Below are 18,660 nucleotides of genomic sequence, written 5' to 3'. Positions count from 1 at the left end.
TGCGTGACGGCACCCGGTCGTACGCCCGGTCCCGCCCGATCGCAGGCGACGTTCCGTACAGTCCCCCCATGACCGGAGCAACGGCGACGAGGGCGGTCCGAGCGCGACGCGGACCGGACCCGGCCAAGCGCCGCCTGGCTGGGGCCGTCGCGATGGTGCTCCTCGGCTCCTTCCTGCCGTGGATCGACACCGCCGTGGGCTCGGTGTCAGGGGCCCGCGGCGCCGGGCTGTGGACGTTCTACGCGGCGATGCTCGGGCTGGCGGGGGCACTTGTCCCGATGCGCCGGGTGGCGGCGGTGCAGGCGACGATCTTCGCCCTCGTGGCGCTGGTCGTCCCCGCCTGGCAGGTGGTGCACCTGCTCACCCTGGTCGGCACCAGCGGTTGGGTCCCTGGTCCCGGTCTCGTGCTCGTCCTCGGCGGGGGCGTGCTCGGCGCCACCGCCGCTGCTCAGCTGTTCCGCCCGTCGGCCACCACCATGAGCACCGGACCGAGCACCTCCTCGCGCACCAGGCGGGACTGACGCGACAACCCGCCGATCACGGTCGGCGCGAACCACCACCCGTCGCGGTCGAGGACGGTGCCGCCGAGCGCGACGTCCCCACCCTCGGACCGCGCGAGGTCCACGTAGCGGCGCACCCGGTCGCGCGCCACGCCCGAGCGGAGCGGGCCGCACAGGGTGTCCGGCGCCGACGGGTCGCCGGGCACGACCTCCGCCATCGCCTCGACGGCTGTGCGGAGGGCCTCGGCGTAGCGGTGCGGTGGCACCACGACGCTCGCGGGCAGCCGGCACGCCTGGCCGGCGTTGGCGGCGACCGTCACCGCAGCGGCGGACACGACCGCGGACAGGTCGTCGTCGTCAGCCGCCTCGATGGTGAGCGGACCGCCGACGTCGAGGCGTACGCGCTTGCCCGCCCGCTCGCCTGCGACCCGCACGCGCTCGCCCGCGACGGCCGACCCCGTGAACGAGACCTCGTCGACGCGGTCGTCGAGGGTGAGGGTGGTCGCGACGTCGACGTCGCGGGTGGCCAGCACGTTCAGGACCCCTCGCGGCAGGATGTCGAGGGCGATGCGGCCGAGCTCGATCGCGGCGCTCGCCGCCTCGGGCGCGGGCTTGAGCACCACGGTGCCTCCGGCCGCGAGGACCCGGCCGACCTCCTCGATCGCCACCGCCAGTGGCGAGGTGGCCGGGGTGACGACGGCGGTGACGCCGGCGGACCGGCCGGGCTCCCCGGGCAGCTCGCCCCTCATGAGGGCGATCGGCGCGTCGAGGTGGGCGGCGCGGAGGGACAGCGGCACCCCGGTCTCGGCCGCCACCAGGGCGGCGAGGTCGTCGGCGCGCTCAGCGAGCGCGGCCTGCAGGCGCCGGAGGGCGTCGGCGCGCAGGCCGACGTCGGTGCTCCACGGCGTCGCGTCGAAGGCGCGGCGCGCGGCAGCGGCAGCCGCGTGCGCCTCGGTGACGCCCGCGTCCGGGACGTCCCAGAGGGTCTCGGCGGTCGCGGGGTTGCGGACGGCGTACGTCCACCCCTCCGCCGTCGGCTGCTCCACGCCGTCGATCGGCAGCCCCCGAGGCCGGGCGTGCTTGCTCATGGGGAGAACTCCATCATGCGACCGGTGCGGATCCCATCACCCGGTCGTCCGGTTGCCCGCGCCCCATGTGACTAGCCTCGGACCATGCGTGACGACCTCGGGGCCGACGTCCCACTGAGCAGCCCGGCACGGCGGATCGTCTCGCTGGTGCCGTCGCTCACCGAGGCGCTCGCCGCCACGGAGACCGACCTGCTGGTCGGGGCGACCGACTGGTGCACGCACCCGGCCGACCTCGACGTGCCTCGCGTGCGCGGCACGAAGAACCCCGACCTCGCCGCGATCCGTGGTCTCGCCCCCGACCTCGTCGTGGCCAACATGGAGGAGAACCGCGAGCTGGACGTGCGCCGGCTCCGCGATGCCGGTGTGGCTGTCTGGGTGACGCGGATCGAGACGGTGGAGCAGGCGCTCGGGTCGATGTCGCGGCTGTTCTCGACCGCCCTCGGCCTGGCCGACCCGCCGTGGCTCGCCGAGGCGCGCTCCCTGTGGGCGCCCCCGCCCCCGCCGCGGTTGCGCGTCGCGGTCCCGATCTGGCGCGACCCGTGGATGGTCGTGGGGTCGCAGACCTACACCGACGACCTGCTCGCCCGCGCCGGGCTGGCCAACGTGCTGGCCCACGGTCCGGCTGCGCGCGAGGGGCGCTACCCCACGGTGACCCCCGACGAGATCGACGACGCCGCTGCGGACCTGGTGCTGCTGCCGGACGAGCCGTACGTCTTCACCGCCGACGACGGACCGGAGGCGCTCCGGACGCCGACGCGGCTGGTGTCGGGACGGCTGCTGACCTGGTACGGCCCCGCGATGGTCGAGGCGCACGCCGTCCTGGCCGGGCTGTCTGGATAGCCTCCGGTGCCATGACGCGCGACCCGATCACCGAGGCACACCGGCAGTGGGTCGCCCACGGGTGGGGCGACGCCGCCGACGGGATGGCGATGGTGACGTCGGTCGTCCGCGCCCAGCAGCTGCTGATGGAGCGGATCGACGCCGTCCTCCGGCCGCGCGGGCTCACCTTCGCCCGCTACGAGGTGCTGCGGCTGCTGTCCTTCGCCCGCGACGCGGCGATGCCGATGTCCCGGCTCGGGTCCCTGCTGCAGGTGCACCCGACCAGCGTCACCAGCGCCGTCGACCGGCTCGTCGCCCAGGGGTACGTCGAGCGGGTGCGCAGCGACGAGGACAAGCGGGTCGTCCGCGCGGTGCTCACCGGTCCCGGCCGCGAGGCGGTCGAGGAGGCGACGGCAGCCCTCAACGACGAGGTCTTCGAGGCCCCCGGCCTGCCCGGCCCCGACGTACGGGCCCTGACCGACCGCCTGACCGCACTGCGCACGGGCCTCGGAGACGGGTCCGCCAAGTGACTCGCCGGTAGATACTAGGATGTCCTAGTATCGAAGGCATGGCCGACCTGCCCCGCCCTGAGCTGCACCGTCCGAAGAACCCGATCCGCCTCGTCACCGCGTCCGCGCTGTTCGACGGGCACGACGCGTCGATCAACATCATGCGACGCATCTTCATGAGCCAGGGCTGCGAGGTCATCCACCTCGGCCACAACCGCTCCGTGCAGGAGGTCGTCGACGCGGCACTGGAGGAGGATGTGCAGGGCGTGGCCGTGTCGTCCTACCAGGGCGGGCACGTGGAGTACTTCGAGTACCTCGTGGAGTCGCTGCGCGCCGCCGGGGCCGACCACGTGAAGGTCGTCGGCGGCGGGGGCGGCGTCATCGTCCCGTCGGAGATCACCCGCCTGCGCGAGTCGGGCGTGACCATCTTCTCGCCCGAGGACGGCCAGAAGATGGGCCTCGTCGGGATGATCAACTCGGTCGTCGCCGACTGCGACACCGACCTGTGGGCCGATCGGGCAGTGACCGTCGAGCAGGTGCTGACCGGCGACCGCTTCGCCGTCGCCCGCGCCGTCACCGGGGCAGAGGCGGGCCGGCTCGACGAGGCGATGCTCGCCGAGCTCCGGGCCGCCGCCACGCGCCGCGTCGTCCCCGTCCTCGGCATCACCGGCACCGGCGGGTCGGGCAAGTCCTCGCTCACCGACGAGGTCGTCCGCCGCTTCCGCACCGACCAGCAGGACAAGCTGCGCATCGCGGTGATCGCGGTCGACCCGACCCGGCGCAAGGGCGGCGGCGCCCTGCTCGGCGACCGCATCCGGGCGAACTCCCTCGACGGCGACCGCGTCTTCTTCCGCTCGCTCGCCACCCGCGGCGCCCATGAGGTGCCCGGCCACCTCGCCGACGTGGTCGACGTGATGAAGGCCGCCGGCCACGACCTGGTGATCATCGAGACGCCCGGCATCGGGCAGGGCGACGCCGGCATCGTCCCGCTCGTCGACCACTCCCTCTACGTCATGACGCCCGAGTTCGGCGCCGCCTCGCAGCTGGAGAAGATCGACATGCTCGACTTCGCCGACACGGTGGCGATCAACAAGTTCGAGCGCCGCGGCGCCAAGGACGCGCTGCGCGACGTCGGCCGCCAGCTCGTCCGCAACCGCGAGGCCTTCGGCAAGCAGCCGCACGACATGCCCGTCTTCGGCACGAGCGCCGCCACCTTCAACGACGACGGCGTCACCGCGCTCTACCAGCACCTGCGCGACGAGCTCGCCGCTGCGGGGCTGGCGGTCGGCGAGGGCACGCTGCCGCACGTCGACGTGCGCCACTCCTCCGGCATCCGGCAGGTCGTCCCCGCCGACCGCGTGCGCTACCTCAGCGAGATCACCGAGACCGTCCGCGGCTACCACGCCCGTACGGCCGAGCTGGCCGAGGCGGCGCGCAACCTCCAGCGCGTGCAGCACGTCGCCGACCAGCTGGGTCTCGACACACCCGGCTCGTCCCTCGCCGGGCACTCGACCACCGATGGGCTGGCCGAGCTGCTCGAGTCCGCGCGCAAGGCGGTCCCCCACGAGGTGGCCGACCAGATCGAGCGCTGGCCGGCCGTCGTGGAGTCCTACTCCGGCGACGAGCAGGTCGTCGTGGTGCGCGACCGGGAGATCCACACCAAGCTGACCAGGGAGTCGCTCAGCGGCAACAAGATCCCGCGCGTCTCCCTCCCCCGCTACACCGACCACGGCGAGCTCGTGAGGTTCTGGCGCAACGAGAACCTCCCCGGCTACTTCCCCTTCACCGCCGGCGTCTTCCCGTTCAAGCGCGACAACGAGGACCCCGCACGCATGTTCGCCGGCGAGGGCGACCCGGCGCGCACCAACCGCCGCTTCAAGATCCTCTCCGAGGGCAACGACGCCACCCGCCTGTCGACGGCGTTCGACTCGGTGACCCTCTACGGCCGCGACCCCGACCCGCGCCCCGACGTCTACGGCAAGGTCGGCACCTCGGGCGTCAGCGTCGCGACGCTCGACGACATGAAGGCGCTCTACGACGGCTTCGACCTCGTCGCCCCGACGACGAGCGTCAGCATGACGATCAACGGCCCCGCGCCCACGGTGCTGGCGTTCTTCCTCAACACCGCGATCGACCAGCAGGTCGACGCCTTCCGCGAGCGGGAGGGGCGCGAGCCCAGCGACGAGGAGCGTGCCGAGCTCGCGGCGTACGCACTCGCCAACGTCCGCGGCACGGTGCAGGCCGACATCCTCAAGGAGGACCAGGGCCAGAACACCTGCCTGTTCTCCACCGAGTTCTCGCTGCGGATGATGGCCGACATCCAGGAGTGGTTCATCGAGCACAAGGTCCGCAACTTCTACTCCGTGTCGATCTCCGGCTACCACATCGCCGAGGCCGGGGCGAACCCCATCAGCCAGCTCGCCTTCACCCTCGCCAACGGCTTCACCTACGTCGAGGCCTACCTCGCGCGCGGCATGGACATCGACGACTTCGCGCCGAACCTGTCGTTCTTCTTCTCCAACGGCATGGACCCCGAGTACAGCGTCCTGGGCCGCGTCGCCCGCCGCATCTGGGCGGTCACGATGAAGGAGAAGTACGGAGCCTCCGAGCGCTCGCAGAAGCTGAAGTACCACGTCCAGACGAGCGGCCGGTCGCTGCACGCGCAGGAGATGGACTTCAACGACATCCGCACCACGCTCCAGGCGCTGATCGCGATCTACGACAACGCCAACAGCCTCCACACCAACGCCTACGACGAGGCGGTGACGACCCCGACGGAGGAGTCCGTACGCCGCGCGCTGGCGATCCAGCTGATCATCAACCGCGAGTGGGGCCTGGCGATGAACGAGAACCCGCTCCAGGGCTCGTACGTCATCGACGACCTCACCGACCTGGTGGAGGCGGCCGTGCTCGCGGAGTTCGACGCGATCAACGAGCGCGGAGGCGTGCTGGGTGCGATGGAGACCGGCTACCAGCGCGGACGGATCCAGGACGAGTCGATGCTCTACGAGCACCGCAAGCACGACGGCTCGCTGCCGATCATCGGCGTCAACACGTTCCTCAGGGACGCCGACGGCGAGTCCGCCGCGCCCCAGGAGATCGAGCTCGCCCGTGCGACCGAGGCCGAGAAGGAGTCACAGCTCTCACGGGTGCGCGCCTTCCAGGCAGCGCACACCACCGAGGCGCAGGAGGCGCTGGCCCGGCTCAAGGACGCCGCCGTCTCCGGCGAGAACGTGTTCGCCGTGCTGATGGACGCCGCCCGCGTCTGCTCGCTCCAGCAGGTCACGGAGGCGTTCTTCGAGGTCGGCGGGCAGTACCGCAGGAACGTCTGAGCCTGCCGCACGATCGCGCAGCGATCGGACGGCAACGCGAAGAGGTTGAGGGAGCCCCGGTCCGGCGACGCGGAGCGAGCCGGGCCGACGGGCGGCTCGAAACCCCTCGGGGAGGTCAGATCCGCTGCGGGTCCTCCGCCGCGGGCAGGTCGAACCGGAACACCGACCCGCTCCCGGCCGGCCGGGGCAGGCACTCGATCGTGCCGCCGTGCCGGTGCACGATCGTCTGGCAGATCGTGAGGCCCATACCGGTGCCGCGGAAGTGCGCGCGCACGGCCCCGCTGCGGTGGAAGCGCTGGAAGATGAGCGAGCGCTCCTCCTCCTCGACCCCGACGCCGCGGTCCTCGATCTCGACCACCACCCGGGCGCCGTGCCTCTGCGCCCGCACCGTGATCGTCGCGGGCTCGCCCGGGGTGGCGTACTTGACCGCGTTGCCGACGAGGTTGCCGAAGAGCTGGCGCACCGCGACCGGGTCGGCGTGGACCGCGGGCAGGTCGGGGTCGACCTCCAGCACGTCGTCGGGTCCGAGCAGGCCGGCGGTCTGGGCGAGGACGCCGTCCGGGCCGGCGAGGCGTACGTCGGTCGCCCGGAGCTCGCCGGACTCCGCGAGCGCGTGCTCGAGGAGGTCGCCGATCAGGTCGGCCATCTGCTCTGCGGAGCGCTCGGCGCGGCGCAGCGGCATCATCGCGTCCGAGTCGGGCTCGAGGTCGTCGACGGCCAGGGAGAGCCAGGAGCGGATGGCGGACAGGGGTCCGCGCAGGTCGTGCGCGGCCGTCGAGGCGAAGCCGGCGAGCGGGCGCAGGCCGGATCGGTGCTCGGTCACCTCGCGGAGCACGAGCAGCGTGCCGGAGCGGCCGCCGCCGCGCGACAGCGAGGCCCGGGACACCGCGAGCACGATCTCCTCACCGCTGCGCAGCGGGATCACGACGTCGCCCACGCCGAGCTCGGCGCGCGCGGCGTCGGTGTTGGCCACGTCGGGCTCGAGGAGCAGCCGCACGAGCGAGCAGAGCGCGTGGTCGTCGTCGGCTCCCGGGCTCACCCGGTGGGCGAGGCGCCGGCTCGCGCCGTTGCTGCGCTCGATCCGGCCGTCCGGGTCGAGCACGACGAGCCCCTCGCCCATGCTCTCGGTCATCTCGGCGAGCAGCTCGGCCTGCTCGGCCGCCTCCTCGCGGGCGCGGGTCGCGGCGGCGAAGAGCACGTCGACGCGGTCGCCCAGCGCGCCCACCGCCAGCCCGGTCAGCAGCACGCCGACGACGAAGAGCTGGGAGATCAGCACCTCGACCACCGGGTCCTCGATCCGGTCGAACGGGCCGTGCCCGGTGAGGCTCAGCGTGAGGGCGATCGCGCCGATGACCAGGCAGTGCAGCGCCGCGGGGAAGGTCCGGAAGCGCGCCGCGGACCACACGGCGAACCCGATCAGCAGGAAGGTCACCGGGTAGGGCTGGGTGAACACGGCGACCGTGGCGGCCACCGACAGGAGCCACAGCACCGCGAGCTCGACGCGGCGGCCCTCGTGGGTCCGGGGCGGGATGTCCTGCGTACGCCACTCCCAGGCGAGGTGGCCGACCGCACCGACGGTGAGGACACCGACGACGTGCCGGGCGAACCAGGCCACGGCCGTCATCACGGTCGCGTCCGCGGCGTCGACCCAGATACCGACGGTGCCGATCAGCGCCCCGGCGAGGCAGCCGGCGGCGGCGGCCGCGCCGGCCATCGTGAGCGTGCGCGGCGACCGGATGCTGGCGGTGCCCCCGGCGCCGAGCATCTCGGGGCACCAGCGTCGCAGGAGCACGCCGATCACGGCCGTCTGCACGGTGACCGACAGGGCGCCGAAGAACCCGACGACCGGCGACACACCGTTCGCGACCACGACCACCAGCACGCCGTGGATCGCCATCAGCGGGAGCAGCACGCGGGCCAGGTGCCGGGGCGACTCGGCCAGCAACCACAGGAGAGCCACGCCCGAGCCCGGCCAGATCAGGCTGAGGACCTGCCCCTCGATCGCGGTCAGCCGGCCGACGACCGTCAGCAGCGCGTACGCGAGTGCGAACGCTGCAGCCCGAGCCGGCGACAGGGCCGTCGTCGGGGCCGTCGTCATGGCGCACAGACTACGTTTCCGGGGCCGTGCGCGCGCCGGATCCGCGTCGGCCGAGGTCACGATCTGCTCAACGCTCGGCGTGCGCATGGGCAGCGGAGGCCCGTCGGGTCCACACTCGGACCATGTGCGTGCGCAGCCTCGTGGCCGACGACGAGCCCGACATCCGCGACTTCATCGGCCACGTGCTGGCGCGGGCCGGGCACGACGTCACCACCGCGGGCGACGGGGCCGAGGTCCTCGAGCGGGCGTCGGAGGACCACTTCGACCTGGTCGTGGTCGACCACCACATGCCCCGGATGACCGGCCTCGCGGTCGCCGACGAGCTGAGCCGGGCCTCCCCCGACACGAAGGTCCTCGTCATGTCGGGGGACCTGGACGTGGGTCGCGAGCACCCGCACTTCCTGCCCAAGCCGTTCAACCGCGGCGAGTTCATGGCCGCGGTGGACAGCCTGCTGGGACTTACAGGTTGATGGTGATGTCCGCGTCGGCGCGCAGGTCCTCGACGAGCGCCGTCGCGACCCTGCCGACCTCCTGGTTGGTGGCCTGCTCGACGAGCTGGTCGCGCACCTGGGCGAACGGCGGGATCTTCTGCGCGCCACCCTGACCCGACTGCCCGGCCTGCGCCTGCTGCTCCTTGGCCTGCGCGTAGAGCGCGCGCAGCTCCTTGTCGGTCGGCTCGATCGGCCCGTTCTCGTCCGCGACGAGCTGCTCGACCAGGACCTGGGTCCCGACCTGGTCGCGCGCCTGCTCCGCGGTGACGCCCTGCTGCTCGACGGCCTTCAGGAGCTCGTCGGCGGACTTCATGCCGTTCTGCTCGGCGAGCGTGGTGAGCTCGGCGTCGATGTCGTCGTCGCTGACCTCGAGCCCGCGCGCCTCGGCCTCCTGCGCGAGCAGCTCGGTGTCGACGAGGTCGTCCGCGGTCTGCTTGCGCAGCTGCTCCTCGTCAGGTGCCTCGCCGCCCATCTGCGCCTGGGACGCGGCCTGTGCGAAGGCCGCCTCGTAGATCGGGACGAACTCCTCCTTGGTGACCTCTTCCCCGTTGACCTCGGCCACGACGTCGGGGATGGCGTCGAGGTCTGGCTGGGCGCCCGCGGCCGCACCGTCCGAGGCGCCGTCCGAGCCGCTGTCGGACGGGGACGAGCTGGCCGAGGAGTCGGCGGCGGCGTCGCCCGGGTCGGAGCCCGAGCCCCCGCCACAGGCGGAGAGCGTGAGGACCGCGGCTACCGAGAGGGCACCCAGGGCCGTACGGGTGCGGCGGCGGGCGGAGGAGGTCAGGGACATCAGGGAGGTCTTCGAGGAAGTCATCCCGATCGACGGTACGCACCGAACCTGAGCGCCGCTCTCAGGATGACCTCACAGCGAGTCGGGCACGATGAGCGCGTCTGGGTCCTGCCGCACGGGCAGCTGGGCGAGGGCCGTCCGCACGAGCGTGAGGCGCGCGGCGACGGCGACCTTCTGGCGCAGCCGGCCCACGCCGCTCTCACCGAGGGTCTGCTCCACCGCGGCCGCGATCTGCGCGTCGGTGAAGGTGGGTCGGGTGCCGGCGGGGACCTCGACGTCGGGAAGGGCCAGGAGCACCGGCAGCACCTGGCTGCCGACGGCCTCGAGCAGGTGGTAGCGGTCGAGCTTGCTCATCGACTCCCACGCCGCCTCGCCCTTGGCGCGGCGCCCGACCTTGCCGGCGGCCACGACCTTGGCGGCGGCGGTGACGGCGACGGTCAGCTCGTGCTCGGTGAAGCGCATGGGTCCACTATCCCCGACCCGCACTAGGGTGGCCGACGTGCGCCTGCCCCACCTGACCCCCGCCGGGCTGACCGAGGAGCAGCGCGACCTGCGCGAGCGCATCGTCGGCGGGCCGCGCGGTGCCGGCCCCCAGCACTTCCCCCTGGTCCACGAGGACGGCTCGCTGACCGGCCCGTTCGGGGTGATGCTCCACGAGCCGGCGCTCGGGGCCCCGCTGCAGGAGCTCGGCAGCGCGATCCGCTACGCGACCGGCCTCAGCGCCCGAACGCGCGAGATCGCGATCCTGGCCGTGGCCGCCGCGACCGGCTGCGAGTTCGAGACCTACGCCCACGAGCGGGTCGGCCGGGCCGTCGGGCTCACCCGGGACGAGCTGGCCGCCCTCGCGGACGGCACGTTCACCTCGGCCGACCCGCACGAGCGCGAGGCCCATGCGTTCTGCCGGCACCTGCTGACCGGCGACGCCCGCCTGTCCGACGACGCCTACGCGGCGTACGCCGCCGTGCTGGGCACCACGGCCATGACCGAGCTGGTCGTGCTCGTCGGCTACTACCGCACGCTCGCCCAGCTGCTCGCGGTCCACGACGTCGGGGCGCCCCCTTCCTCGTAGCGCCTCAGTAGTGGGCGGTCATCACGTGCTTGATGCGCGTGTAGTCGTCGAACCCGTAGCCCGACAGGTCCTTGCCGTAGCCCGACGACCCGAACCCGCCGTGCGGCATCTCGGAGACGAACGGGATGTGGGTGTTGACCCACACGCAGCCGAAGTCGAGCTCGCGGGTGAGCCGGTCGGCGACCCCGACGTCGCGGGTCCACACGCTGGCGGCGAGGCCGTACGGCACGCCGTTGGCCATCGCCACCGCGTCTGCCTCGTCGTCGAAGGACTGCACGGTGAGCACCGGCCCGAAGACCTCCTCCTGCACGATGCGGTCGTCCTGGCGCACGCCCGTGACGACCGTCGGCGCGAAGAAGAACCCCGCGTCGCCGTGCCGGGCGCCGCCGGTGCGGACGGTGGCGTGGTCGGGCAGGCCGGTGAGGAACGCCTCCACCTTGGCGAGGTGGCCGGCGTTGTTGAGCGGGCCGTAGTCCGCCTCCTCGTCCGACGGCGGCCCGGGGCGGGTGCCCTCGGCCTCCTTGACCAGCAGGTCGACGAGCTCGTCGTGGACGCTCGCGTGGGCGATGACGCGGGTCGCGGCGGTGCAGTCCTGGCCGGCGTTGAAGTAGGCGGCGGCCGCGATCATCTCGGCGGCGCGGGGCAGGTCGGCGTCGGGCATCACCACGACGGGCGCCTTGCCGCCGAGCTCGAGGTGGACGCGCTTGAGGTTCCTGGCCGCCGAGGTGGCGACCTCGATGCCGGCGCGCACCGACCCGGTGATCGCGACGAGACCGGGGGTGGGGTGCTCGACGAGGTAGCGGCCGGTGGAGGCGTCGCCGTTGACCACGTTGAGCACGCCGGGCGGCAGGACGTCGCCGGCGATCTCGGCGAGCAGCACGGTCGAGCGCGGGGTGGTGTCGCTGGGCTTGAGCACGATCGTGTTGCCGGCGGCGAGCGCGGGCGCGATCTTCCAGATCGCCATCGCGAAGGGGTAGTTCCACGGCGTCACCTGGCCGACCACGCCGATCGGCTCGCGGCGGATGGCCGACGTGTGGCCCTCGAGGTACTCGCCCGACGACTTGCCCTCGAGCAGCCGCGCGGCGCCGGCGAAGAAGCGCAGCTGGTCGACGCCCTGGTCGACCTCCTCGCTGGCGATGTAGCGCACCGGCTGGCCGGTGTCGCGGGCCTGCACCCGGCTGATCTCGTCGCGGCGCTCGGCGATCGCGGTGGCGAGGTCGAGGAGGTGGGCCTGCCGTGCCCCGGGGGTGAGCCGCTTCCACGACGCCGACGCGCGCTCGGCGGCGGCGTACGCCCGGTCGACCTCGTCGTGCGTCGAGACCGGGGACCGGCCGTCGGGCTCTCCGGTGACCGGGTCGACGAGGTCGATGAGCTCGGTGGCGGCCGAGGCGACCAGCTCGCCGTCGATGAAGTTGCGGATGGTCTCGCTCATGGGTCTCCCTCTGGCTCCGGCCTGCTCGTCAGGCGACGTAGATCTTGCGGATCGTCTCGCGGACGACCCAGGTGGTGTGCTCGCCGGCGCGCAGGCGTACGACGCTGCCGGGGCCGAGGTCGACCCGCTCGCCGTCGTCGAAGGACACCGTGCCCGAGCCGGACAGCACGACGAACACCTCGTCGACCTCGACGTCGGTCGCGGTGCCGGGGGTCATCTGCCACACCCCGACCTCCACCCCGGCGACGGCGGCGAGCGCGCGGGAACCGGCCTCCGGCGACCCGTCGACGACGGTGCCCGGGTCGAGCGGCGCGGTCGGCACGAGGGTGTCGACGTCCAGCACACGGTTCATGCCCAGCATCGTCCCCACCTGCGCCACCGCCGCGGACCGACGATCTGTCGTCACTTCGGCGGCCTGCCGAACAGTTCGTCAGCCATCTCCCGAGCGACCAGCGCGACGTGGAGGGACACGCGGACGTCCGGGTCGTCGAGGTCGGCGTCGAGGACCGCCTCGATCCGGGCGAGCCTGTCGTAGAAGGCGGCGCGCGACAGGTGCAGGGAGGCCGCGGCCTCGGTCTTGCTGGCCGGGTGGAGCAGCAGGGCGCGGAGCGCGGCGAGGAGGTCGGTGCGCGAGCCGTCGGCGCGGTCGTGCCGCTCGAGCGGGCCGAGCTCGCGCTCGACGAACAGGCGGACCCGCTCGTCCTCGCCGAGCAGCGCCAGCAGGCCGCGCAGGTGGAGGTCGGCGAGCCGGTGCACGTCGGGGTCCTGCTCACGCCGGGCCTGCGGCGCGGCGTCGGCGACCTGCCCGGCCTCGGTGACCGTACGCGCGACGCCACCGCGGTCGGCGACCGCACGACCGGCGGCGACCACGACGTCGTGGTGGGGCAGCACGCGCGCCGCGAGCCGGTCGACGAGGTCGTCGACGTCGGCGGCCGGGGGCGCCGACACGAGCACGCGCAGGTCGCGGTCCACCTCGCAGACCAGGGCGGGCAGCCGGAGGCCGTGGGCGGCGCGCACCACGGTGGCGGCGACCTCGTCGAGGTCGGCGGGGGCGCCCGTGCCGATGCGCGGGCGGACGACGAGCCCGACGAAGGTGCGTCGCCGCACCGGGAAGCCCGCGAGCTCGCACCGGCGCCCCACCTCGTCGGAGCCGGTGTCGTCGGAGCCGCGGTCGGCGAGGAGCCCGGTCAGCAGCTCGAGGTGGGTGCGCCGCATGAGCGTGCCGCGGTCGCGGTCGTGCAGCCGGTGCAGCGCCAGCGCGGCGGCCGCCCGCTCGGCGACCGCGACGAGCCGCTGCGACGGCGCCTCGGGCGAGCCGATCACGAGCCGCCCCCACACCTGGTCGGCGGTGCCGAGCCGGGTGACCAGCCAGCCGTTGGCGGCGTCCCAGCCGGTGCGGCCGGTCACCTCGACCCGGCGTGAGCGGGCGGGCCAGCCGTCGAGGAAGCCGCCGGGGTCGTCGGGGCCGGCGAAGTAGTCGAGGGGGCGGTGCTGGGCGTTCTCGACGACGACCGGGCCGTCGGCGAGGCGCTGCACTGCGCGGAGGATCTCGGCGGGGCCGGCCTGGCCGAAGCTGAGCTCGGTGAACGTCTCGTGCACGCGCTGCGCCTCGCGCAGCTCGGTGAGCTGCTGGTCGACGACGCGCTCGCCGATCTCCTGCGCCAGCGCGGCGAACCTGGTCTCGCGACCCAGCACGACCAGCGGCAGGCCGTAGCGCTCGCACGCCGTGACGAGGGCGTCGGGGAGCGCGGACTCCCAGCGGCGACCGAGCTCGACGACCATCCCCGCGCTGCCGACGTCGGCGAGCTCGTCGACGAAGGCGGTCAGGCCCGCCGCGTCGTCGTCGGCCGGCAGCCCGGTGCCCATCGTCAGCAGCAGGTCGCCCTCGCGGAGCAGCTGGCCGACGTCGAGGCGCTCGGTGGCGTGCACCCAGCGGATCGGGCGGGCGGACCCTGCGGCCCCGGCGACGACCTCGGGCGCGGCCCGGCGGAAGGCGGGCAGGGCCAGCGCCTCCCGGAGCGTCACGCCGGACGTCCTGTCGACCACGGGTGCAGCCTACGCGTGAGCAGGGTGACGAAGTGTCCGACAACTCGGGCCGATGCCGACGATCCGACACCCGCGTCCGTCGTGGCCGGCGCGCAGGATGGCGGCATGACCGACGTGACCCGCGTGACCGACGTGACCGACGTGACCGACGTGACCGATATCGTGCACTGGGCCGACGGCGCCCCCTTCACCGGCGACCCCACCGGCTGGGCCGACGTGACCGACCCGGCGACCGGCGAGGTGACCGGCCGCGTCGCCCTGGCGAGCGAGGCCGACGCCGCCGACGTGATCGCGTCCGCCTCCCGTGCCGCCCGCGCCTGGGGCACCACGTCGCTCGCGCGGCGTACGCAGGTGCTCTTCGCGTTCCGCGAGCTGCTCAACTCCCGCAAGGACGAGCTGGCCGCGATCATCACCAGCGAGCACGGCAAGGTGCACTCCGACGCGATGGGCGAGATCGCCCGCGGCCTCGAGGTCGTGGAGTTCGCGTGCGGCATGTCGCACCTGCTCAAGGGCGGGCACAGCGAGGAGGCGTCGACCGGTGTCGACGTGCACTCCAAGCGGGTGCCGCTCGGCGTGGTGGGCATCATCAGCCCGTTCAACTTCCCGGCGATGGTGCCGATGTGGTTCTTCCCGATCGCGATCGCGGCCGGCAACACGGTCGTGCTCAAGCCCAGCGAGAAGGACCCGAGCGCGGCGAGCTGGATCGCCGCGCTGTGGCAGGAGGCCGGGCTTCCCGACGGCGTCTTCAACGTGCTGCACGGCGACAAGACCGCCGTCGACGCGCTCCTCACCAGCCCCGACGTGCAGGCGATCAGCTTCGTGGGCTCGACCCCGATCGCGGAGTACGTCTACGAGACCGCGAGCCGCCACGGCAAGCGTGTCCAGGCGCTGGGCGGCGCGAAGAACCACATGGTCGTCCTGCCCGACGCCGACCTCGACCTGGCGGCCGACTCGGCCGTCAACGCCGGCTACGGCAGTGCGGGCGAGCGCTGCATGGCCATCAGCGTCCTCGTCGCGGTCGACCCGATCGGCGACGAGCTCGTCGCCCGGATCGCCGACCGCACCCGCACCCTGCTGATCGGCGACGGAGGCACGGCGGCCACGGGCGCCGACTCGTCCGGCAAGGAGGCCGACATGGGTCCGCTCGTGACGAAGGCCCACCGCGACCGGGTCAGCTCCTTCATCGACTCGGGCGAGGCGGCCGGCGCCAAGGTCGTCGTCGACGGCCGTGACGTCGCGGCCCGCGGCGGCTCCCGAGACGTGGCCGGCGGCTTCTGGCTGGGCCCCACGCTCTTCGACGACGTCACCCCCGACATGGACATCTACCGCGAGGAGATCTTCGGCCCGGTGCTGTCGGTGGTGCGCGTGCCGTCGTACGAGGAGGCGGTCGCGCTCGTCAACGCCAACCAGTACGGCAACGGCACCGCGGTCTTCACCAACGACGGCGGCGCGGCCCGGCGCTTCGAGGCCGACGTCGAGGTCGGGATGATCGGCGTCAACGTCCCCGTCCCGGTGCCCGTGGCCTACTACTCCTTCGGCGGGTGGAAGCGCTCGCTCTTCGGCGACACCCACGCCCACGGCACCGAGGGCGTGCACTTCTTCACCCGCGGCAAGGTCGTCACCACCCGGTGGATCGACCCGGCCAACCGTCCCGAGGGCGGCCTCGAGCTGGGGTTCCCGCGCAATGACTGAGCTGATGAACGACCTCACCGACCTGAGCAGTGACTTGTCAGGGACCCACGACGCCGCGCGGGCGTACGAGCTCGACCGCGCGCACGTCTTCCACTCCTGGTCGGCGCAGGCCGAGATCAGCCCGATGGTGATCACGAGGGCCGAGGGCAGCCACGTCTGGGACGGCGCCGGCAGGTGCTACCTCGACTTCACCTCGCAGCTGGTCTTCACCAACCTCGGCCACCAGCACCCGCGGATCGTCGCCGCGATCCAGGAGCAGGCCGCGACGCTGTGCACGGTCGCGCCGGCCTTCGCCAACGGCACCCGCTCCGAGGCGGCCCGGCTGATCGCGAGCCACACGCCCGGCGACCTCGACCACGTCTTCTTCACCAACGGCGGCGCCGACGCCAACGAGCACGCCGTACGGATGGCGCGGCTGCACACCGGCCGGCACAAGGTGCTGACGACCTACCGCAGCTACCACGGCGGCACGCACCTCGCGGTCAACATGACCGGCGACCCGCGCCGGTGGGCCAGCGACCACGGCTCGACGGGCACGGTCCACTTCTTCGGCCCGTTCCTCTACCGCAGCGCGTTCCACGCGACCACCGAGGCCGAGGAGTGCCAGCGCGCGCTGGAGCACCTCGAGCAGGTCGTGGCCCTGGAGGGTCCCTCGACGGTCGCCGCGATCGTGCTCGAGGCGATCCCCGGCACGGCCGGGATCATGGTCCCGCCGCCGGGCTACCTCGCCGGGGTGCGCGAGATCTGCGACCGCCACGGCATCGTGCTCGTCGCGGACGAGGTGATGTCGGGCTTCGGCCGCTCGGGCCGGTGGTTCGCCGTCGAGCACGGAGACGTCACGCCCGACCTGCTGACCTTCGCCAAGGGCGTGAACTCGGGCTACGTCCCGCTCGGCGGCGTGGCGATCAGCGACGAGATCCACGCGACCTTCGCGCACCGCGCCTACCCCGGCGGGCTGACCTACTCCGGGCACCCGCTGGCCTGTGCCGCGGCCGTCGCGACGATCCGCACGATGGAGGACGACGACCTCGTCGGCCGTGCCGACCGGCTCGGCGCCGAGGTGATCGGCCCCGGCCTGCTGGCGCTCGCCGAGAAGCACGCGTGGATCGGCGAGGTGCGCGGCACCGGCGCCTTCTGGGCCGTCGAGCTGGTCAGCGACCGGGAGACGCGGGAGCCGCTGGCGCCGTACGGCGGCTCGAGCCCGGAGGTGTCCGCGGTCGTGAAGGGCTGCCAGGAGCGCGGGATGCTGCCGTTCAGCAACTTCAACCGCATCCACGTCGTGCCCCCGCTGACCACCACCGACGACGAGGCCCGCGAGGGCCTGGCGATCCTCGACGCCGCGCTGGCGGCTGCGGCGGGGTGAGCAGCCACCTCACCGCCTACGAGCGCAACGCGCCCGACCCGCGGCTCGTCGCGCAGTCGCTGGCCGGCAGTGAGCTGGGCGTGTTCTGGCTGGAGGACGTGGCGGTTGGCGCGGGATCAGTGGCGGCGTACGCCCCGCTCACCGCGTCGGCGCGCGCGGACCTGGTGGTCGTGGGCGGGGGCTACCTCGGGCTGTGGACCGCGGTGCACGCGAAGCGCCGCGATCCCGGTCGCCGGGTGGTGCTGCTGGAGGCGCACACCGTCGGCTGGGCGGCATCGGGTCGCAACGGCGGCTTCTGCGACGCCTCGATCACCCACGGCGAGGAGAACGGTCGCTCCCGCTGGCCCGAGGAGTACGACACCCTGGCGCGGCTCGGCCGCGAGAACCTCGACGCCTTCGAGGCCGACGTCCGCGACCTCGGCCTGGCCTGCGAGTGGGAGCGCACCGGCGCGCTGTCGGTCGCGGTCGAGGAGCACCAGCTCGCCTGGCTGCAGGGATCGACGCACGTCCTCGACGCGACCGCCGTACGGGCCGAGATCGACAGCCCCCTGTTCCTCGGCGGCGCGCTGGAGCCCGACACGTCCGCGCTGGTCCATCCCGCGCGGCTCGCCCTCGAGCTGGCGCGCGTCGCCGCCGACCTCGGCGTCGAGGTGCACGAGCACTCGACCGTCACCGGCCTGAGGCGCGAGGGCGGTGTCGTGGAGGTGTCGACCGACCGCGCGAAGGTGACCGCCCACCACGTGGTGCTCGCCAGTGGCGTCTCCCCCTCGCTCGCGCGGCGCAACCGGCTGATGACGGTGCCGGTCTACGACTACGTGCTGATGACCGAGCCGCTGTCCGCCGAGCAGCTCGCCTCGATCGGCTGGGCCGGGCGGCAGGGGCTCGGCGACCTCGCCAACCAGTTCCACTACTCGCGGCTGACCCGCGACGACCGGATCCTCTGGGGCGGCTACGACGCGATCTACCCCGCGGGCGGGCAGGTCCACGTCCGCCACGAGGACCGCCCGGAGAGCCACGCCCGCCTCGCCTCGCACTTCCTCGCGACCTTCCCGCAGCTCGAGGGGATCCGGTTCACGCACCGCTGGGCCGGGGCCATCGACACCTCCACGCAGTTCGCCGCGTTCTACGGGCTGACCCACGGCGGGCGGGTCGCCCACGCCTCCGGCTTCACCGGGCTCGGGGTCGGCGCGACGCGGTTCGCCGCCGAGGTGCTCCTCGACCTGCTCGCCGGCCGGCCGACGGAGCGTACGGAGCTGCGGATGGTCCGCGAGCGCCCGCTCCCGTTCCCGCCCGAGCCGCTGGCGTCGGTCGGGATCAACCTCACCCGCTGGTCGCTCGACCGCGCCGACCACCGCGAGGGGCGGCGCAACGGCTTCCTCCGGGCGCTGGACCGGGCCGGGCTGGGATTCGACTCCTGAGCCGTAGGCTGCG

At 73.4% G+C, this 18,660-nt stretch carries 16 protein-coding genes; 9 read left to right on the top strand and 7 right to left on the bottom strand.

Annotated features, from left to right (window positions below):
* Positions 1-68: 68 nt before the first annotated feature.
* Positions 69-521 (top strand): hypothetical protein, encoded by a 453-nt coding sequence (locus IEZ24_RS07485; RefSeq protein ID WP_207206784.1) that lies wholly within the window; start codon positions 69-71, stop codon positions 519-521.
* Here the strand turns inward: IEZ24_RS07485 and IEZ24_RS07480 are convergent.
* Complete coding sequence (locus tag IEZ24_RS07480) at positions 449-1,588, bottom strand: aldehyde dehydrogenase family protein (RefSeq protein ID WP_129454926.1); 1,140 nt, start codon at positions 1,586-1,588, stop codon at positions 449-451. The genes IEZ24_RS07485 and IEZ24_RS07480 overlap by 73 nt on opposite strands.
* Positions 1,589-1,672: 84 nt before the next feature.
* Between IEZ24_RS07480 and IEZ24_RS07475 the strand changes: the two genes are divergently transcribed.
* From IEZ24_RS07475 to icmF, 3 genes are read left to right on the top strand one after another with little or no spacing between them, the layout of a single operon-like run.
* The gene (locus tag IEZ24_RS07475; RefSeq protein WP_129454927.1) at positions 1,673-2,428 is read left to right on the top strand and encodes a helical backbone metal receptor; all 756 of its coding nucleotides are present in this window, start codon (positions 1,673-1,675) and stop codon (positions 2,426-2,428) included.
* Positions 2,429-2,439: 11 nt separating this feature from the next.
* Positions 2,440-2,937: a MarR family winged helix-turn-helix transcriptional regulator gene (locus IEZ24_RS07470; RefSeq protein WP_129454928.1), complete on the top strand. Its 498-nt coding sequence runs from the start codon at positions 2,440-2,442 to the stop codon at positions 2,935-2,937.
* A gap of 38 nt (positions 2,938-2,975) precedes the next feature.
* A complete protein-coding gene (icmF, locus tag IEZ24_RS07465; RefSeq protein WP_129454929.1) occupies positions 2,976-6,248 on the top strand; it encodes a fused isobutyryl-CoA mutase/GTPase IcmF in 3,273 nt (1,090 codons plus the stop codon).
* Positions 6,249-6,363: 115 nt separating this feature from the next.
* Here icmF and IEZ24_RS07460 read toward each other — a convergent pair whose 3' ends face one another.
* Positions 6,364-8,346, bottom strand: a complete 1,983-nt coding sequence (locus IEZ24_RS07460) for a sensor histidine kinase (RefSeq protein WP_165356065.1) — start codon at positions 8,344-8,346, stop codon at positions 6,364-6,366.
* A 122-nt stretch (positions 8,347-8,468) separates the two neighbouring features.
* Here IEZ24_RS07460 and IEZ24_RS07455 point away from each other — a divergent pair, with 122 nt between their 5' ends.
* Positions 8,469-8,816 (top strand): response regulator, encoded by a 348-nt coding sequence (locus IEZ24_RS07455; RefSeq protein WP_129454931.1) that lies wholly within the window; start codon positions 8,469-8,471, stop codon positions 8,814-8,816.
* On the opposite strand, the gene IEZ24_RS07450 is transcribed toward IEZ24_RS07455, so the two are convergent.
* Together IEZ24_RS07450 and IEZ24_RS07445 are read right to left on the bottom strand one after the other, a co-directional pair.
* A complete protein-coding gene (locus IEZ24_RS07450) occupies positions 8,806-9,651 on the bottom strand; it encodes a SurA N-terminal domain-containing protein (protein ID WP_129454932.1) in 846 nt (281 codons plus the stop codon). The two genes, IEZ24_RS07455 and IEZ24_RS07450, sit on opposite strands and share 11 nt — an antisense overlap.
* 48 nt (positions 9,652-9,699) lie before the next feature.
* Entirely contained in the window at positions 9,700-10,089 is a 390-nt protein-coding gene (locus IEZ24_RS07445; protein WP_129454933.1) for a hypothetical protein, read from the bottom strand.
* A gap of 37 nt (positions 10,090-10,126) precedes the next feature.
* Here IEZ24_RS07445 and IEZ24_RS07440 point away from each other — a divergent pair, with 37 nt between their 5' ends.
* On the top strand, positions 10,127-10,696 hold the full coding sequence (locus tag IEZ24_RS07440; RefSeq protein WP_207206785.1) for a carboxymuconolactone decarboxylase family protein: 570 nt from the start codon (positions 10,127-10,129) through the stop codon (positions 10,694-10,696).
* Between the two features lie 4 nt (positions 10,697-10,700).
* Here IEZ24_RS07440 and IEZ24_RS07435 read toward each other — a convergent pair whose 3' ends face one another.
* The 3 genes from IEZ24_RS07435 to IEZ24_RS07425 are packed head-to-tail and all read right to left on the bottom strand — an operon-like array spanning position 10,701 to position 14,174.
* Positions 10,701-12,128, bottom strand: coding sequence for a gamma-aminobutyraldehyde dehydrogenase (locus tag IEZ24_RS07435; protein WP_129454935.1), 1,428 nt, complete (start codon positions 12,126-12,128; stop codon positions 10,701-10,703).
* 28 nt (positions 12,129-12,156) lie between these two features.
* Positions 12,157-12,480: a cupin domain-containing protein gene (locus IEZ24_RS07430; RefSeq protein WP_207206786.1), complete on the bottom strand. Its 324-nt coding sequence runs from the start codon at positions 12,478-12,480 to the stop codon at positions 12,157-12,159.
* 50 nt (positions 12,481-12,530) lie between these two features.
* Complete coding sequence (locus IEZ24_RS07425) at positions 12,531-14,174, bottom strand: PucR family transcriptional regulator (RefSeq protein ID WP_129454937.1); 1,644 nt, start codon at positions 14,172-14,174, stop codon at positions 12,531-12,533.
* Positions 14,175-14,279: 105 nt separating this feature from the next.
* Between IEZ24_RS07425 and IEZ24_RS07420 the strand changes: the two genes are divergently transcribed.
* From IEZ24_RS07420 to IEZ24_RS07410, 3 genes are read left to right on the top strand one after another with little or no spacing between them, the layout of a single operon-like run.
* Entirely contained in the window at positions 14,280-15,866 is a 1,587-nt protein-coding gene (locus tag IEZ24_RS07420) for a CoA-acylating methylmalonate-semialdehyde dehydrogenase (protein WP_129454938.1), read from the top strand.
* Entirely contained in the window at positions 15,859-17,229 is a 1,371-nt protein-coding gene (locus IEZ24_RS07415) for an aspartate aminotransferase family protein (RefSeq protein ID WP_129454939.1), read from the top strand. The genes IEZ24_RS07420 and IEZ24_RS07415 overlap by 8 nt, the downstream gene beginning before the upstream one ends.
* The gene (locus tag IEZ24_RS07410; RefSeq protein WP_129454940.1) at positions 17,226-18,647 is read left to right on the top strand and encodes an FAD-dependent oxidoreductase; all 1,422 of its coding nucleotides are present in this window, start codon (positions 17,226-17,228) and stop codon (positions 18,645-18,647) included. The genes IEZ24_RS07415 and IEZ24_RS07410 overlap by 4 nt, the downstream gene beginning before the upstream one ends.
* Positions 18,648-18,660: the final 13 nt, after the last annotated feature.

Source organism: Nocardioides ganghwensis, assembly GCF_014779655.1.
Taxonomy (GTDB): domain Bacteria; phylum Actinomycetota; class Actinomycetes; order Propionibacteriales; family Nocardioidaceae; genus Nocardioides; species Nocardioides ganghwensis.
The sequence above is the reverse complement of the archived record's forward strand: the minus strand, read 5'-3'. Positions and strand labels throughout refer to the sequence as shown.

What these genes read in the sequence shown, in the direction of transcription:
- IEZ24_RS07485 (WP_207206784.1), top strand. Translation starts at nt 69, where the DNA reads ATGACCGGAGCAACGGCGACGAGGGCGGTCCGAGCGCGACGCGGACCG.
- IEZ24_RS07480 (WP_129454926.1), bottom strand. Translation starts at nt 1,588, where the DNA reads ATGAGCAAGCACGCCCGGCCTCGGGGGCTGCCGATCGACGGCGTGGAG.
- IEZ24_RS07475 (WP_129454927.1), top strand. Translation starts at nt 1,673, where the DNA reads ATGCGTGACGACCTCGGGGCCGACGTCCCACTGAGCAGCCCGGCACGG.
- IEZ24_RS07470 (WP_129454928.1), top strand. Translation starts at nt 2,440, where the DNA reads ATGACGCGCGACCCGATCACCGAGGCACACCGGCAGTGGGTCGCCCAC.
- icmF (WP_129454929.1), top strand. Translation starts at nt 2,976, where the DNA reads ATGGCCGACCTGCCCCGCCCTGAGCTGCACCGTCCGAAGAACCCGATC.
- IEZ24_RS07460 (WP_165356065.1), bottom strand. Translation starts at nt 8,346, where the DNA reads ATGACGACGGCCCCGACGACGGCCCTGTCGCCGGCTCGGGCTGCAGCG.
- IEZ24_RS07455 (WP_129454931.1), top strand. Translation starts at nt 8,469, where the DNA reads ATGTGCGTGCGCAGCCTCGTGGCCGACGACGAGCCCGACATCCGCGAC.
- IEZ24_RS07450 (WP_129454932.1), bottom strand. Translation starts at nt 9,651, where the DNA reads ATGACTTCCTCGAAGACCTCCCTGATGTCCCTGACCTCCTCCGCCCGC.
- IEZ24_RS07445 (WP_129454933.1), bottom strand. Translation starts at nt 10,089, where the DNA reads ATGCGCTTCACCGAGCACGAGCTGACCGTCGCCGTCACCGCCGCCGCC.
- IEZ24_RS07435 (WP_129454935.1), bottom strand. Translation starts at nt 12,128, where the DNA reads ATGAGCGAGACCATCCGCAACTTCATCGACGGCGAGCTGGTCGCCTCG.
- IEZ24_RS07430 (WP_207206786.1), bottom strand. Translation starts at nt 12,480, where the DNA reads ATGAACCGTGTGCTGGACGTCGACACCCTCGTGCCGACCGCGCCGCTC.
- IEZ24_RS07420 (WP_129454938.1), top strand. Translation starts at nt 14,280, where the DNA reads ATGACCGACGTGACCCGCGTGACCGACGTGACCGACGTGACCGACGTG.
- IEZ24_RS07415 (WP_129454939.1), top strand. Translation starts at nt 15,859, where the DNA reads ATGACTGAGCTGATGAACGACCTCACCGACCTGAGCAGTGACTTGTCA.